This is a genomic window from Variovorax sp. HW608, assembly GCF_900090195.1.
Taxonomy (GTDB): domain Bacteria; phylum Pseudomonadota; class Gammaproteobacteria; order Burkholderiales; family Burkholderiaceae_C; genus Variovorax.
Genome location: NZ_LT607803.1, coordinates 661655 through 677044, shown reverse-complemented (window position 1 = coordinate 677044; position 15390 = coordinate 661655). Strand labels below are relative to the sequence as shown.

Below are 15390 nucleotides of genomic sequence, written 5' to 3'. Positions count from 1 at the left end.
CAAGCATGCAGACAAGCAGATTCGCACGCCGTTCGATCGTGGCCCTGGCGCTCGGCACCCTGGGCGCCGCCCTCGCGCCGGTGGTTGCGCGCGCAGAGGGCAGTTACCCCGAACGCATCGTGACCATCGTCGTGCCCTTCGCACCGGGTGGTGGCACCGACATCGCCGCACGCATCCTTGCCACCAAGCTGGGCGAGAAGCTCAAGCAGACCTTCGTGGTCGACAACCGCACCGGCGCGGGCGGCATCGTCGGCGCCGAGGCGGTCGCCAGGGCCAAGCCCGACGGCTACACGCTCTTGGTGGGCAATGTGGGCACGCAGGCGATCAACCAGTCGCTCTACCCGAAGATGCCCTACGACGCGGACAAGGCCTTCGCGCCGATCTCGCTGTTCGCCGACCTGCCTTTTGCGCTGGTGGTCAATCCCAAGGTGCCTGCCAAGACACCGAAGGAACTGGTCGCGCTGGCGAAGGCGGAGCCCGACAAGTACACCTTCGCGAGCTCCGGCAGCGGCGGCTCGCCGCATCTCACCGCCGAGATCTTCCAGCAGGCCACCGGCGCCAAGCTCACGCACGTGCCGTACAAGGGCGGCGGCCCCGCGATGTCGGACCTCATGGCCGGGCATGTCGACATGCTCTTCGCCTCGATCCTGGAAACTTCCAGCTACGTGAAGACGGGCAAGCTGCGCGCGCTCGCGGTGACGAGCCCGACGCGATCGCCCGGCATGCCCGAGGTGCCCACGCTCGCCGAGCAGGGCATCGCGAATGCCGAATCGGGCTCGTGGGCCGCCTTGCTGGCACCTGCAGGCACGCCGCAGCCGATCATCGACAAGCTCTCGGCCGCGGTGAAGGAAGTGGTGTCCTTGCCCGACGTGCGCGACAAGCTCGTTGCGCAAGGCGCCACGCCGCGCGGCACCACGCCGGCCGAACTGCAGGCCACCATCGATGCCGACAAGGACCGCTATGCGCGTGTGATCAAGGCGCGCAACGTGCGTGTCGAGTGACTGGAGGAACCTGATGCTTCGTCGCAGAACGCTCGCAGTCGCGCCCGTCCTTTTCGCAGCGCTCGCTGCATTCGGCCTCGCGCAAGCGCAAACCTTCCCGACCAAACCGATGACCATCGTCGTGCCGGCCTCGCCGGGCGGCGCGATCGATCTGGCCGCGCGCCTGATCGGCCAGAAGATGTCCGACAGCTGGGGCCAGCCGGTGGTGATCGACAACAGGGCCGGCGCGACCGGCATCATCGGCACCGATTTCGTCGCCAAGAGCCCGCCGGACGGGCACACGCTCGCATTGGTCGCGAGCAGCCATGCCATCAACCCGCTGATGGTGAAGAAGCTGCCCTTCGATACGCAGAAGAGCTTCGAGCCGGTGGTTCAGACGCATGTCGTTCCCCTGGTGCTGGTGGTCTCGCCGTCGTTCCCGGCGAAGAACCTCAGGGAGCTGATCGCCTACGGCAAGGCCAACCCGGGCAAGCTCTCCTTCGCGTCGAGCGGCTCGGGGGGCGCACCGCATTTTTCCGGCGAGCTGTTCAAGAGCATGACCGGCATCGACATGGTCCATGTGCCCTACAAGGGCAGCACGCTCGCGCATCCGGACCTGTTGAGCGGCCGCGTCTCGCTGATGTTCGACACGCTCGCGGCGGTGGGCACGCAGGTGAAGGCCGGCAAGTTGCGCGCGCTGGCGGTCACGACGTCGAAGCGCGTCGCGATGCTGCCCGACGTGCCGACCATGGCCGAAGCCGGCCTGCCGGGCTACGAAACCAGCACCTGGGGTGGCCTGCTCGCGCCTGCAGGCACGCCGAAGCCGGTCGTGGCCAAGCTCGCCGCCGAGACGACGCGCATCCTCGCACTGCCAGACGTGAAGCAGCGGCTGATGGATGCCGGCGTGGAGCCGGTGGGCGGCACGCCCGAGCAGTTCTCCGCCTTCATCGCAGAGGAACTGGGCAAGTGGGCCAAGGTCGCGCAGGAAGCCGGCATCCATCCCGAATGAATCCGAACCGAAAGACAGCGAACGCATGACCAAGCCCCGCATCCTCCAGAAAGGCCGCCTGCTGCCGCAGCTCGAAAGCGCGCTGGCCGACAACTACGACGTGCATGTGCTCGACCCCGACGCGGACAACAGCGCCTGGCTGGCAGCGCACGGCCACGAGTTCGTCGGGCTTGCCAGCTCGGCCCGCTACGGCGCCGAACGCGCATTGATCGACGCGCTGCCCAAGCTGCGCGTGATCTCCAGCTTCGGTGTCGGCTACGAGACGATCGACGTCGCCCGTGCGCGCGAGCGTGGCATCCCGGTCGGCTACACGCCCGACGTGCTCAACGACTGCGTGGCGGACACCGCCTTCGCGCTGCTGATGGACGTGGCGCGCCGCTTCTCGGCCGCCGACCGCTTCGTGCGCCGCGGCGGCTGGCGCAAGGGCCAGTATCCGCTGACCACGCGCATCTCCGGCAAGAAGCTCGGCATCCTCGGCATGGGCCGCATCGGCCGCGTGATCGCACGGCGCGCCAGCGGCTTCGACATGGCGGTGCGCTATCACAACCGCCGCGAACTGCCGGACAGCCCGCACGCCTACGAGCCCACGCTGAAGGACCTTGCGAACTGGGCCGACTTCCTCGTGGTCGCAAGCGCCGGCGGGCCCGAGACGCGCAAGCTGGTCGATGCCGGCGTGCTCGAAGCGCTCGGCCCGGAGGGCTTCCTCATCAACATCTCGCGCGGCTCGGTCGTCGACGAGGCCGCCTTGCTCGATGCGCTGCGGGGCGGCCGCATCGCCGGCGCGGGGCTCGATGTCTTCGAGAAGGAACCCGAGGTGCCCGAAGCCTTCTTCGCGCTCGACAATGTGGTGCTGCTGCCGCACGTCGCCAGCGCCACCCGCGAAACCCGCCAGGCGATGGCCGACCTCGTGCTCGAGAACCTGCGCAGCTTCTTCGCCGACGGCAGGGTGAGGGTCGCCGTGCCCTGAGTCCGAGGCGCTGTTCGCCCTCCGGGTAAGGCCCGATGCTGGGCAATTATCTTGGTAGCCTAATTATCTGGAACCGAGGAGCAGAACAGCATGATTTCCAGAAGACTCGCGGCCCATGCCGCCGCGCTCGCGCTCATGGCGGCGGCTGCCGTGGCATCCGGACCGGCCGCTGCGGCAGATCCGATCAAGGTCGGGCTGGTCGTCCCCGTGACCGGGCCTTTCGCCTACATGGGGCGCCAGGTCGAGGCCGGGGCGTCGCTGTATCTGTCGGAGCATGGTGACACCGTCGCGGGCCGCAAGGTGGAGATCGTGGTCAAGGACGACGCCGGCGTGCCTGCCACCACCAAGCGGCTGGCGCAGGAACTGGTGCTGAACGACAAGGTCACCGTTCTGGCCGGCTTTGGCCTGACGCCACAGGCCTTTGCCGCAGCGCCCATCGCGACCCAGAGCAAGACGCCGATGGTCGTCATGCAGGCGGCGACGTCCTCGGTGACCGAGAAGTCGCCCTACATCGTGCGCACCAGCATGACGCTGCCGCAGGTGACGGTCGGGGTGGCCGATTGGGCGGCCAACAACAAGATCAGGAAGGTCGTGTCGCTGGTCTCGGACTTCGCGCCGGGCGTCGATGCCGAAACGACCTTCAAGGAGCAGTTCGTCGCGAAAGGCGGCCAGGTCGTCGAGGCACTGCGGATGCCGATGATCACCAACGATTTTTCGCCCTACCTGCAGCGCGCCAGGGATGCCAATCCGGATGCGATCTTCCTCTTCCTGCCGGCCGGCGACTCGGCGGCCATCTTCATGAAGCAGTACGCGGAACGCGGCTTGGACAAGGCCGGGATCAAGCTCATCGGGACCGGCGACATCGTGGATGACGATGTGCTCGGGCAGATGGGCGACGTCGCGCTGGGGACCATCACCTCGCACCACTATTCCGCCGCGCATCCTTCCGCGTTGAACAAGAAGTTCGTCGACGGGATCGAGAAAGCCAACAAGGGCATGCGGCCCAGCTTCATGGCGGTCGGCGGCTACGACGGCATGCGCGTCATCATGGAAGGGCTGAAGGCGACGAACGGGGCCGGCGGCGATGCCCTGGTCAACGCGATGAAGGGCCAGCAGTTCGAAAGCCCCCGAGGTCCCGTGCTGATCGACCCGCAGACGCGCGACATCGTCCAGGATGTCTATATCCGCAAGGTCGAACGCGTCGGCGGCAAGCTGTACAACGTGGAGTTCGACGTCCAGAAGGCCGTGAAGGATCCGGGCAAGGCGAAGTGAGCGAAGGTTGAAGGACCCCGGACCTACTCGTCCTGCGCGGGGCCTTCTCCGTAGCGGCGCATCGCTTTCAGCAGCACCGACAGGTTCCGTGCGCCCACTTCACTGGCGAGTTCCGACTCCGCAATGGCAACGGCCCGGCCGAATGCAGCGAGCCACTTTCGTCCCCAGGGCGTGAAGCGGACGATGCGCACGCGCTTGTCGGAAGCATCTTCCACGCGCTCGACCAGACCCATCTCCACGCACTGATCGACGAGTTCGGTCATGGCGGCGCTCGTCATCGCGGCGCGCCGCGCCAGTTCGGTGATGCGGGTCCCCTCGAGGTCCAGATGCCGCGTGAAATTGACGTGCGAGCGGCGCGTCTGCGTGTAGCCGCTGTCCGCCATGAGGGCCAGCACGCGCTCCTCGAAGCGCCGCAAGGCATTGCCGAGGATCCTGCCGGCGTTCCTGGTGCGCCAACTTTCATCCAATCTCGGCTCCCTTCATGGCTGGTGGTTCGCTGTTTATACCTTGCCATGGGAGCTGGCGTCCAGCCAGATAGTTTGGTAACCTAAATAAATGACTGAACCACCCATCCTCGAGACGGACGTCCTGGTCGCCGGCGGCGGTCCGTGTGGCCTGATGCTCGCGAACGAGCTGGGCCGACGCGGCATCCGTTGCCTGTTGATCGATGCCAAGCCGGGCACCGCCTTCAACCCGCAGGCCAACGCGACGCAGGCGCGCACCATGGAGCACTTCCGCCGGCTGGGTTTCGCGCACGAGATCCGCGCTGAGGGGCTGCCGCCGGACCATCCGACCGACATTGCCTACTTCACCCGCTACTCGGCGCACGAGTTGGCCCGCATCAGCCTGCCCACCGCGGCAGAGGCGATCGTCAAGGTGCGGACGATGACGGGCTCGTGGAGCGCCGCCGAGTTGCCGCATCGGGTGTCGCAGAAATTCGTCGAAGAGACCCTGCGCCGGCATGCTGAGGCGTGGCCCAGCGCCGACCTGCGCTACGGCTGGCGGCTCGAGCGCTTTGGCGACGATGGCGCCACGATCAGCGCCACGATCAGGCCCAGCGCGAGCGGCGCGGCGCAGGAGGTGCGGGCCCGGTTCCTGGTCGGCGCCGATGGCGCGCGCAGCTTCGTGCGCCAGCAGCTGGGTATCGAGTGGGGCGGCGTGACCGGCATCCAGCGCGAGTTCATGGGCGGCAAGATGTTTGCCGTCTATCTGCGTGCGCCTCGCTTCCTGTCGGTCCTCACCCATCCGAAGGCGTGGATGTACGTGGCCGTCAATCATGAGCGGCGTGCCTTCATGGCTTCGGTGGACGGCGAGGGCGAGTACGCGTTCCACGCCGCGCTGCGCCCCGGCGAGGACGCCGACGGCTGGACCGAGGCCGATGCGCGCCGCGTCTTCGCCGAGGCCGTCGGTGCCGAGGTGCCGATCGAGATCCTGTCGATGGGAACCTGGCTGGCGGGACATGCCCTGGTGGCCCAGCGGTTCCAGCGCGGCCGCGTCTTCATCGCGGGCGACGCCGCCCATCTGTTCACGCCCACCGGAGGCCTGGGCTACAACACGGCGGTCGAGGATGCGGTGAATCTCGGATGGAAGCTGGCGAGCGTGGTGCGCGGCAAGGCGCCGTCGGCGCTGCTGGAGAGCTATGAGGCCGAGCGCAAGCCGCTGGCGGAACGCAACACCGGCTACGCGCGCCGCTTCGCCGATTCGGTGGGCTTGTTCGCGGCCAAGCCCGAACTGGACGAGGACTCCGCGCGCGGCGAGGCCGAGCGTGCAACCGCATCGCGCCACCTGGTCGAGCACGCACGCCTCGAATTCAACATCCCCGGCGTGACCTTTGGCGGACGCTACGACGGCTCGCCCATCATCGTCGGCGATGGCGCAGCGCTGCCGCCGGACGAACCGAACGCCTACACCCCGACGGCCAGCCCCGGCGGCCGTCCGCCCCATGCCTGGCTGGACGATGGGCGTTCGTTGTTCGACCTGTTCCATGCCGAGTGGACCCTGCTGGTGCTGGGTCCCGATGCTCCAGCGACCGAGGCCTTCGAAGCCGCGGCACGCGCCGCGGGCACCGATCTGCGCGTGGTGCGCCTTCCCGAGCCCGCCCTTCGGGCGCTCTACGAAGCGCCGCTCGCGCTCATTCGGCCCGACCAGATCGTCGCCTGGCGCGGCTCCAGCGCGGACGACGCCGAGCGCGTGCTGGCCCGCGTCACCGGCCGCGCGCTGCCGACGGCGGCCGGCTGAGATCCTCAGCCGGCGTCCTTGCCGAAGGCCTCGGCCTGGAAGAAACCGGCTTCGGCTTCGAGCGCCCGCTCGATGTTCACGGCCTGCCGAAATCCATGCTGCTCGCCATCGAAGAGCAGGTAGAGCGTGGGGATGCCTCGCGCGCGCAGGGCCGCCACGATCAGCTCGGTCTGGCTGGGCGGCACGATCCTGTCTTCCGCGCCCTGGAAGAACGCGACGGGGGCGCAGAGGCGGTCGGCATGGCGCACCGGCGCGCGGTCGAGATAGGGCTCTGGGTCGGACAGCGGCCCGACCAGCCAGTCCAGGTAGCGTGATTCGAACTTGTGCGTGTCGCGCGCGAGCGCGGCGAGGTCGCTCACGCCGTAGTGGCTCGCGCCGGCCCGGAAGCACGCGCGGATCGCCGGGTCTTCATGCGTGAGGCAACGCAGGGCCGTGAATCCCCCGGCGCTGCCGCCGGTGATCACCATGCGCGTCGCATCGACCTGCTGGCTCGCTGCGAGGTACGACGCGGCCGCCGCGCAGTCTTCGGCGTCGACGACACCCCACATCCGGTGCAGGCGCTCGCGGTAGGCGCGGCCGTAGCCCGTGCTGCCGCCGTAGTCCACGTCGACGACGGCGACGCCGCGGCTGGTCCAGAACTGGGTGCGCAGGTCGAGGCTTTTGGCTGCCGACGAGGTGGGACCGCCGTGGCACTTGACCACCAGCGGCGGCAGCGCGCCGTGAGGGCCGCGGAAGCCGGCATTGGCCGGCGGATAGAACAGGGCGAAGGCGGTCCGGCCGCGAGGCGTCGGGAACTCGATGAGCCGCGGCACCGACACATGGCCCTGCAGCGCCGGGTCGTCGGTCACGCTGGCCGCGCTCCAGGCGACGCTTGCAGCACCGGTGGCTGCGTCGAGCACGACCACGGCTGCCGCAACATGCGGCCCCCCGGCCTTGAATGCCACCTTGCCGCCGCTGGCCCGCACGGCCGAGAAATCCGTGTAGGGCAGATCGAACGGCGTGAGCGTGCCATTGCGTGAGTCGAGCCGCGCGAGGCGGGCAACGCCGTCCTCGATGTAGGTGCACACGAGTTCATGCGCCGACACGAAGGCATAGGTCGACATGCCGAAGCCCCATTGCGCGCGGCCGAACTCCGCGGCCCGCGGGCACAGGTTGTTGCAGGTCCCGTCGGCATCGCGCCGGTAGAGGTTCCACCAGCCCGATCGATCCGATACGTAGTGCAGCAGGCCGTCGGGCGACCATTCGGGCTGGAACACCGATTCGTCCGGGCCGCCGGCAATGCGCGTGGCGTTGGAAACCGCGACGCCGTCGAACTCGCCGAGCCAGAGTTCCGCCGCGGTCCATGGCATGTCCGGATGGTTCCACGCCAGCCAGGCGAGCTTCGTCCCGTCAGGGCTCAGGCGTGGTGATGCGTGGAAGTCGCTTCCGTGCACGAGCACCTTGCCGGCATCGCCACCGTCCAGGCTCACGGCCACGATCTCGTTGACCGCTTCGGTGTCCGGCGCGCGATGGTCTTCGCGAATGCCGATCCACAGACGGCGCCCAGCGTCGATCAGGCCGTCGGCATAGCGCAGCGCGGCGCCTTCGGATGGAGGTGTCAGGGCCACCGGCGGGCCGTTGCCGTCCATGCGGTAGAGGCGCTGGTCGGCGAAGTTCGAGAAGTACACGCTGCCCTGCGACACCAGGGCTGCGCCGCCACCGTATTCATGGACCCGCGTGCGCGCGGAGCAGGGGGCCGGCGTGACGTCGATCCGCTTGCCGTCCGGCCCGAGCCGCACCAGCACCTGGCGTCCCGCTTCCATGGGCCGGCCCTCGATCCAGCAGACCTCGCCGCGGTCCAGCAGCACATCGGCGAGCGTGGTCTGGGCGCAGGCCACCTGCCGGGCGGTGATCGGCGAAGTCCAGGTGCCGAACGGTGCGGTGACGGGATCGGGCATGCGCCGATTGTTCCATCAGCGATGGCGTGCGCAACAGAAGGCGGCCGCTGTGGCGCGATGTCACGCTCGCCTTCGCGCGATTGTTCAACCCTGTAGCAGTTCAACGGGAAAACCCGCACGCCGGGGGCCGCCGAGGGGCCGCTGGCGCGGCCTGTGACGGGTCCTGGCGCATGGCATGGCACTTGCCCCTCAAACCGCGGAGGGGGCGCACTGCGAGCGCTCCCGCGACCCACGATCCACCCCGCAAGGAGACCCCATGCAACTGAAGCTCTTGACCGCCCTCATCGCGGTTGGTCTGGCCGCCGCAACGGCCCACGCCCAGGTCACGGACCAGATGATCCAGTCCGAAGCCACGGCCAAAGGCAACGTCCTCACCTGGGGGATCAACACCCAGGGCCAGCGCTATTCGCCGCTCAAGCAGGTCAACTCGGCCAATGCCGGGAAGCTGCTGCCGGTATGGGCCTTCTCGTTCGGCGGCGAGAAGCAGCGCGGCCAGGAGTCGCAGCCGGTGATCGCGAACGGCAAGATGTTCGTGACCGCCTCCTACTCGCGCATCTTTGCGCTCGACGCGGCCACCGGCAAGAAGCTCTGGAAGTACGAGCACCGCCTGCCCGAAGGCATCATGCCGTGCTGCGACGTGGTCAACCGCGGCGCTGCGCTCTACGACAACCTCGTGATCTTCGCGACGCTCGACGCCCAACTGGTCGCGCTCGACCAGAACACCGGCGACGTGGTCTGGAAGGAGAAGTTCGACGACTACGCCGCCGGCTACTCGGCCACGGCGGCGCCGCTCATTGCCGACGGCGTATTGCTGACGGGTGTGTCGGGCGGCGAATTCGGCGTGGTCGGCCGCGTCGAAGCGCGCGACCCCCGGACCGGCAAGCTGATCTGGACCCGCCCGACGGTCGAAGGCCACATGGGCTACGTCTACGACAAGGACGGCAACAAGAAGGAAAACGGCATCTCCGGCACCGTCAACAAGAGCTGGCCCGGCGACCTGTGGAAGACCGGCGGCGCGACCACCTGGCTCGGCGGCACCTACGATGCCAAGACCGGCCTGGCCTACTTCGGCACCGGCAATCCCGCCCCCTGGAACAGCCACCTGCGCGAGGGCGACAACCTGTTCTCGTGCTCGACCGTGGCGATCGACGTCAAGACCGGCCAGATCAAGTGGAGCTACCAGGGCACGCCCAACGACAGCTGGGACTTCGACGGCGTCAACGAGTTCGTCACCTTCGACATGGACGGCAAGCGCGTGGGCGGCAAGGCCGACCGCAACGGCTTCTTCTACGTGAACGACGCCACCACCGGCAAGCTCATCAACGCCTTCCCCTTCGTCAAGAAGATCACCTGGGCCAGCAGCATCGACCTGAAGACCGGGCGGCCCAACTTCATCGCCGAGAACCGCCCCGGCGATCCGACCGCGGCGCCGGAAGGCAAGAAGGGCAGCTCGGTGTTCGCCGCGCCGGGCTTCCTCGGCGGCAAGAACCAGATGCCGATGGCCTACAGCCCCGACACCAGGATGTTCTACGTGCCCGCGAACGAATGGGGCATGGACATCTGGAACGAGCCTGTCGCGTACAAGAAGGGCGCGGCCTATCTCGGCGCCGGCTTCACGATCAAGCCGCTCAACGAGGACTACATCGGCTCGCTGCGCGCCATCGATCCGAAGACCGGCAAGATGGCCTGGGAAGTCAAGAACGCCGCGCCGCTCTGGGGTGGCGTGCTGACTACGGGCGGCAACCTGGTGTTCTGGGGCACGCCCGAGGGCTACCTGAAGGCGGCCGATGCGAAGACCGGCAAGGTGGTCTGGCAGTTCCAGACCGGCTCGGGCATCGTCGCCCCGCCCGTCACCTGGATGCAGGGCGGCGAGCAGTACGTCGCCGTGGTCTCCGGCTGGGGCGGCGCGGTGCCGCTGTGGGGCGGCGAGGTGGCCAAGCGGGTCAACCTGCTCGAGCAGGGCGGCATGGTCTGGGTCTTCAAGATTCCCGGTGCGAGCGGCGCGACGCGGGTCGCGTCCAACTGAGGCGAGGGTCAACGGCATGAACGACATCAACATCACGCGCAGGACCTTCACCGGCCGCGCGCTGGCCGGCAGCTGCATCGTGGCGCTGGTGCCCGTGGCGGCGCTCGCCGCCGCCCCGCACGTCGAGGAGTCCGACGAGACCGCGGTGGGCCTCGGCTACAAGCACGACACCAAGACCGTCGACGCGAAGAAGTATCCGAAGCACGCGGCCACCCAGCGCTGCGCGAACTGTGCGATGTGGCAGGGGGCCGCGACGGACGCCTGGGCCGGCTGCGCGATGTTCGGCCGCAAGCAGATCGCCTCGGAAGGCTGGTGCATGGCCTGGGCTCCCAAGCCGGGCGGCGCCTGAAGCCGGGCAGCGGACGCGCGCCCGAAGAGACACGACCCATGCGTCGGCGCGTCCGCTTTCCCGCCTTCACGCTGGCCCCGCTGGCAGCCTCCGCTCTGCTGCTGGGCCAGTCCACCCCGGCCGTCGCGGAAGAAGAAGACCCGGACGCGCCGGCCGAACTGTCGACCGTGGTGGTGGTCGCGCCGACACCCTTGCCGGGGCTGGACGTGCCGCGCGACCACGTGCCCTCCAACGTGCAGACCGCCACCGATGCGGATCTCGAACGCCTGCACTCGCCCGACCTGACCAACTACCTCTCGCGCGCCGTCGGCGGCGTGACGATCAACGAGACACAGGGCAACCCGTTCCAGCCCGACGTCAACTACCGCGGGTTCACCGCCTCGCCGCTGCCCGGCACGCCGCAGGGACTGTCGGTGTACATGGATGGCGTGCGGCTGAACCAGCCCTTCGGCGACGTGGTGAGCTGGGACCTGATCCCCCGCTCGGCCATCTCGACAGTGGCCCTGATGCCCGGCAGCAACCCGCTGTTCGGCCTCAACACGCTGGGCGGCGCGCTGGTCATCCAGACCAAGGACGGGCTGCACAACCCCGGAACCTCGGTGCAGGTGATGGGCGGCTCCTGGGGCCGCGCGGCCGCCGAGTTCGAGACCGGCGGCAGCGACAAGGACAGCGGCTGGAACTGGTTCGTGAGCGGCAACCGCTTCCACGAGAAGGGCTGGCGCGTTGACTCGCCCTCCGACGTGCGCCAACTCTTCGCCAAGGTCGGGCATGTGACGCGGGACGGCAGCATTTCGCTCACGACCGCGTTCGCCGACAACGACCTCACGGGCAACGGCACGCAGGAGCTCGGCGCACTGCAGCGCGACTGGGCCAGCGTGCGCACCATCCCCGACAACACGCGCAACAAGTCGGCCTTCGTCAACCTGGCCTTGACGCAGGCGCTCGACGACACCTGGACGCTGTCCGGCAACACCTACTACCGCAATATCAGGACCAGCACCTTCAACGGCGACGTCAACGACGCGGCGCTCAGCGAATCGGTCTACCAGCCGACCGCTGCGGAGCGTGCCGCGCTGGCCGCGGCGGGCTTCACCGGCAATCCGGCGAGCGGCGCCAACGCGTCGAACACGCCGTTTCCGAAATGGCGCTGCATCGCCAACGCGCTGCTCAACACCGAGCCGAACGAGAAGTGCAACGGCCTCATCAACCGCACCGAGACCAGGCAGCAGAACTACGGCCTCGCGGGCCAGCTCTCGGCGGAAGCGAAGACCGGGAGCCTCGAACATCTCTTCGTCATGGGCGCCGCCTACGACGCGAGCCGCGTGCGTTTCGGCCAGAGCACGCAGTTCGGCTACATCAACCCCGACCGCACCGTCACGCCGGTGTTCGGCCCCGGCGCCTTCGCCGACGGCACGCAGGATTCGGAGAACGCCTTCGACGCGCGCGTGCGCCTGTCGAGCCGCTCGAGCACCGGCAGCGTGTATGCCACCGACACCATCGCGCTCGATGCGCGCACGCATCTCACGCTCTCGGGCCGCTACAACCGCACCAGCGTCCACAACACCGACGAGCTCAAGCCCGGCGGCGGCCCCGGCTCGCTCGACGGCCACTCCACCTTCAGCCGGTTCAACCCCGCGGTCGGGCTGACCTTCGCGCCGAGCCAGGCGCTTACGCTCTATGCCGGCGTCAACCAGGGCAGCCGCGCGCCGACGGCCATCGAGCTCGGCTGCGCCGACCCGTCGACCCCCTGCAAGCTGCCCAACTCCTTCGCGGGCGACCCGCCGCTCAAGCAGGTCGTGACCACCACCTTCGAGGCGGGCCTGCGCGGCGTGATCCAGCCCGACGTCGCCTGGAACCTCGGCGTGTTCCGGTCGGACAACCGCGACGACCTGCTGTTCGTCGCGGACAACTCGAGCGGCTTCGGCTACTTCAAGAACTTCGGCAAGACGCGCCGGCAGGGGGTCGAGATGGGCCTGAGCGCCAAGCCCGCGCGCGGCCTGACCCTGGGCGGCAACTTCATGCTGCTCGACGCGACCTACCGCAGCGCGGAGACGATCGGCGGCTCCGGCAACAGCAGCAACGACCAGGCGCTGGCCGGCTTTCCCGGGACCGACGGCAACATCCGCATCCGGCCCGGCGACCGCATCCCGGGGCTGCCGCCGCAGGTGCTCAAGCTCTACGCCGACTACGAGCCGAACGCGCAGTGGCGCATCGGCCTCGACATGCTGGCATCGAGCGGCGCCAACCTGCGCGGCAACGAGAACGGCCTGCACGTGCCCGACGGCGTGTACTACACCGGCCCGGGGCGCAGCGCGGGCTATGCCGTCTTCAACCTCGGGGTCGACTACAAGCCGCGCGCCGACCTGAAGTTCTTCGTGCAGATCGCGAACCTGTTCAACGCCCGGTACACGACCGGCGGGCAGCTCGGTGCGAACGGCTTCACCGCCGGCGGCGCCTACATCGCACGGGGGCTGCCGCAGAACGCCAACGGCGACTACCCGGTGAGCCGCGCGAGCCTGATGTCGCCGGGCGCGCCGCGCGCGGCGTGGGTGGGGCTGCGATATACCTTTGGTGGCTAGAAGCTCGCCTTCAGACCACGCGCACGTGGGCATCCCTCGCGGAGTGGACAGTGAGGGCTTTCACGCTGCGCCCCTCTTGCGTGTCAAGCATCGCGTGGCATTTGGGTAGTGCACAAAGATTCCCCTGAGAACCCATTGTGGTATGCGCCATTCGCGCTTAGGTGGTGAAGCTACCATTCCAAGCCGCCCGCTTAGCGCGCCTGCAAGGCACGGCAATCGAGGGGCTGATCCAGCATATTTGTTCAGGGAGAAATAAAAATTGACATCCGAGATCATTCTTTCCCAGTTCGGCCCTCGTGAGTCGATGGAATACGACGTGGTGATCGTAGGGGCAGGCCCTGCCGGTCTGTCGACCGCGATCAGGCTCAAGCAATTGGCTGAGAAAGCCGGCAAGGACATCAGCGTGGCCGTGCTGGAAAAGGGGTCCGAGCCGGGCGCGCACATCCTGTCGGGTGCGGTAATGGATCCAATTGCGCTGAGTGAGCTGTTCCCCGACTGGAATGAACTCGGCGCTCCGCTGAACCAGCCGGTGACCAAGGACGAGGCGCTGTTTCTGTCCGAGACGCGTTGCTTTTCCACGCCCTCGTTCCTGATGCCCGACAACTTTCACAACGAGGGCAACTACGTCATCAGCTTGGGCAACCTGGTGCGTTGGCTTGCCGAGCAGGCGGATAGGTTGGGGGTCGAGATCTTCTCCGGCTTCGCTGCGGCCGAGGTGCTCTACAACGACGATGGTTCGGTGAAGGGTGTGGCCACCGGCGACATGGGCGTCGACAAGTCGGGCGCGCCCACCGACAACTTTCAGCTCGGCGTGGAGCTGCTGGGCAAGTACACCATCTTCGCCGAAGGTTCGAGGGGCCACCTGAGCAAGCCACTGATCGCCAAATTCAAGCTCGATGAAGGCAAGGCGCCGCAGAGTTACGCCATCGGCATCAAGGAGATGTGGGAAGTCCCTGCGGAGCGCGCGCAGCCGGGTCTGGTCCTGCATGCCGCGGGCTGGCCACTCACGGCTGACACATACGGTGGCGGCTTCCTCTATCACATGGAAGACAACAAGGTCGTGTTGGGCTTCATCGTCGGCCTCAACTACCAGAACCCTTGGCTCAGCCCGTTCGAGGAAATGCAGCGCTGGAAGACCCATCCGGCCATTCGCAAGCACATAGAAGGTGGCAAGCGCCTAAGCTACGGTGCGCGTTCGATCACCGCTGGCGGCTTGTTGAGCCTGCCCCGGATGGTGTTCCCTGGCGGCGCGTTGATCGGCTGTGATGCAGGCTTCCTCAATGGCCCGCGCATCAAGGGAAGCCATGCCGCCATCAAGACCGGCATGATGGCCGCCGAGGCCGCCTTTGAAGCCATCACCGCCAAGCGCCAGCACGACGAGCTGCGTGCCTATCCCGAGGCCTTTGAGAACAGCTGGCTGTACAAGGAGCTGCACCAGGCGCGCAATTGGAAGCGCTGGTTCAAGTGGGGCATCGTAGGCGGAACGCTGGGCACCGGCATCGAGTATTGGTTGCTGCCGCGGCTGGGCATCAAGTCTCCGCCGTGGACACTGAGTGCCAGCCAGGCCGATCATCGGTATCTGAAACCGGCAAGCAAGTGCCCAAAGATCAATTATCCCAAACCAGATGGCGAGCTGACCTTCGATCGCCTGAGCTCGGTGTTCATGTCCAACACTAATCACGAAGAGCAGCAACCCGCCCACTTGACCCTGAGGGACGCCTCGGTTCCCGTGCACGTGAACCTAGCGATTTACGCTGGGCCGGAAGCGCGCTACTGCCCTGCCGGGGTCTACGAGTTCGTCAAGCAGGATGATGTCGACAGACTCGTGATCAACGCTCAGAACTGCGTCCACTGCAAAACCTGCGACATCAAGGATCCGACGCAGAACATCGTGTGGGTCACGCCTGAAGGGAGTGGGGGCCCGAACTACTCTGGCATGTGAGCAATTGGAAGGCGCTGAGCGCCTTTTGTCGGCACCGTTCGCCGTGAACAGTATGTTGCGATGCGAGCCTGACGTAGCTTGCCGGTGCCCC

General features: G+C 67.6%; 11 protein-coding genes. 9 read left to right on the top strand and 2 right to left on the bottom strand.

The window, feature by feature from the left end:
- Positions 1–5: 5 nt before the first annotated feature.
- The 4 genes from VAR608DRAFT_RS03040 (at position 6) to VAR608DRAFT_RS03025 (ending at position 4228) form a co-directional block, all read left to right on the top strand.
- On the top strand, positions 6–1001 hold the full coding sequence (locus VAR608DRAFT_RS03040; protein ID WP_088952722.1) for a Bug family tripartite tricarboxylate transporter substrate binding protein: 996 nt from the start codon (positions 6–8) through the stop codon (positions 999–1001).
- Positions 1002–1014: 13 nt separating this feature from the next.
- Positions 1015–1989, top strand: a complete 975-nt coding sequence (locus tag VAR608DRAFT_RS03035) for a tripartite tricarboxylate transporter substrate binding protein (protein ID WP_088952721.1) — start codon at positions 1015–1017, stop codon at positions 1987–1989.
- Positions 1990–2014: 25 nt separating this feature from the next.
- Positions 2015–2956: a 2-hydroxyacid dehydrogenase gene (locus VAR608DRAFT_RS03030; RefSeq protein ID WP_088952720.1), complete on the top strand. Its 942-nt coding sequence runs from the start codon at positions 2015–2017 to the stop codon at positions 2954–2956.
- 90 nt (positions 2957–3046) lie between these two features.
- The gene (locus tag VAR608DRAFT_RS03025; protein WP_088952719.1) at positions 3047–4228 is read left to right on the top strand and encodes an ABC transporter substrate-binding protein; all 1182 of its coding nucleotides are present in this window, start codon (positions 3047–3049) and stop codon (positions 4226–4228) included.
- Positions 4229–4251: 23 nt separating this feature from the next.
- Here the strand turns inward: VAR608DRAFT_RS03025 and VAR608DRAFT_RS03020 are convergent, their stop codons facing one another.
- A complete protein-coding gene (locus VAR608DRAFT_RS03020) occupies positions 4252–4695 on the bottom strand; it encodes a MarR family winged helix-turn-helix transcriptional regulator (protein ID WP_231973175.1) in 444 nt (147 codons plus the stop codon).
- An 88-nt stretch (positions 4696–4783) separates the two neighbouring features.
- On the opposite strand from VAR608DRAFT_RS03020, the gene VAR608DRAFT_RS03015 reads away from it, so the two are divergent.
- On the top strand, positions 4784–6466 hold the full coding sequence (locus tag VAR608DRAFT_RS03015; protein ID WP_088952718.1) for an FAD-dependent oxidoreductase: 1683 nt from the start codon (positions 4784–4786) through the stop codon (positions 6464–6466).
- A gap of 5 nt (positions 6467–6471) precedes the next feature.
- Here the strand turns inward: VAR608DRAFT_RS03015 and VAR608DRAFT_RS03010 are convergent, their stop codons facing one another.
- Positions 6472–8403: a S9 family peptidase gene (locus tag VAR608DRAFT_RS03010; protein WP_088952717.1), complete on the bottom strand. Its 1932-nt coding sequence runs from the start codon at positions 8401–8403 to the stop codon at positions 6472–6474.
- A 256-nt stretch (positions 8404–8659) separates the two neighbouring features.
- On the opposite strand from VAR608DRAFT_RS03010, the gene VAR608DRAFT_RS03005 reads away from it, so the two are divergent.
- The 4 genes from VAR608DRAFT_RS03005 (at position 8660) to VAR608DRAFT_RS02990 (ending at position 15299) form a co-directional block, all read left to right on the top strand.
- Positions 8660–10429 carry a PQQ-dependent methanol/ethanol family dehydrogenase gene (locus VAR608DRAFT_RS03005; protein WP_088952716.1) on the top strand — a complete coding sequence of 590 codons (1770 nt, stop codon included), beginning with the start codon at positions 8660–8662 and terminating at the stop codon, positions 10427–10429.
- A 16-nt stretch (positions 10430–10445) separates the two neighbouring features.
- Positions 10446–10778, top strand: a complete 333-nt coding sequence (locus VAR608DRAFT_RS03000) for a high-potential iron-sulfur protein (protein ID WP_088952715.1) — start codon at positions 10446–10448, stop codon at positions 10776–10778.
- Positions 10779–10816: 38 nt separating this feature from the next.
- Positions 10817–13357, top strand: a complete 2541-nt coding sequence (locus VAR608DRAFT_RS02995; protein WP_088952714.1) for a TonB-dependent receptor — start codon at positions 10817–10819, stop codon at positions 13355–13357.
- Between the two features lie 304 nt (positions 13358–13661).
- Complete coding sequence (locus tag VAR608DRAFT_RS02990) at positions 13662–15299, top strand: electron transfer flavoprotein-ubiquinone oxidoreductase (protein WP_088952713.1); 1638 nt, start codon at positions 13662–13664, stop codon at positions 15297–15299.
- Positions 15300–15390 lie beyond the last annotated feature (91 nt).

Bases quoted from the DNA above. Each gene is read 5' to 3' on its own strand.
- VAR608DRAFT_RS02990 (WP_088952713.1), top strand. From the start codon at position 13,662: ATGGAATACGACGTGGTGATCGTAGGGGCAGGCCCTGCCGGTCTGTCG.
- VAR608DRAFT_RS03030 (WP_088952720.1), top strand. From the start codon at position 2,015: ATGACCAAGCCCCGCATCCTCCAGAAAGGCCGCCTGCTGCCGCAGCTC.
- VAR608DRAFT_RS03025 (WP_088952719.1), top strand. From the start codon at position 3,047: ATGATTTCCAGAAGACTCGCGGCCCATGCCGCCGCGCTCGCGCTCATG.
- VAR608DRAFT_RS03005 (WP_088952716.1), top strand. From the start codon at position 8,660: ATGCAACTGAAGCTCTTGACCGCCCTCATCGCGGTTGGTCTGGCCGCC.
- VAR608DRAFT_RS03015 (WP_088952718.1), top strand. From the start codon at position 4,784: ATGACTGAACCACCCATCCTCGAGACGGACGTCCTGGTCGCCGGCGGC.
- VAR608DRAFT_RS03040 (WP_088952722.1), top strand. From the start codon at position 6: ATGCAGACAAGCAGATTCGCACGCCGTTCGATCGTGGCCCTGGCGCTC.
- VAR608DRAFT_RS02995 (WP_088952714.1), top strand. From the start codon at position 10,817: ATGCGTCGGCGCGTCCGCTTTCCCGCCTTCACGCTGGCCCCGCTGGCA.
- VAR608DRAFT_RS03010 (WP_088952717.1), bottom strand. From the start codon at position 8,403: ATGCCCGATCCCGTCACCGCACCGTTCGGCACCTGGACTTCGCCGATC.
- VAR608DRAFT_RS03000 (WP_088952715.1), top strand. From the start codon at position 10,446: ATGAACGACATCAACATCACGCGCAGGACCTTCACCGGCCGCGCGCTG.
- VAR608DRAFT_RS03035 (WP_088952721.1), top strand. From the start codon at position 1,015: ATGCTTCGTCGCAGAACGCTCGCAGTCGCGCCCGTCCTTTTCGCAGCG.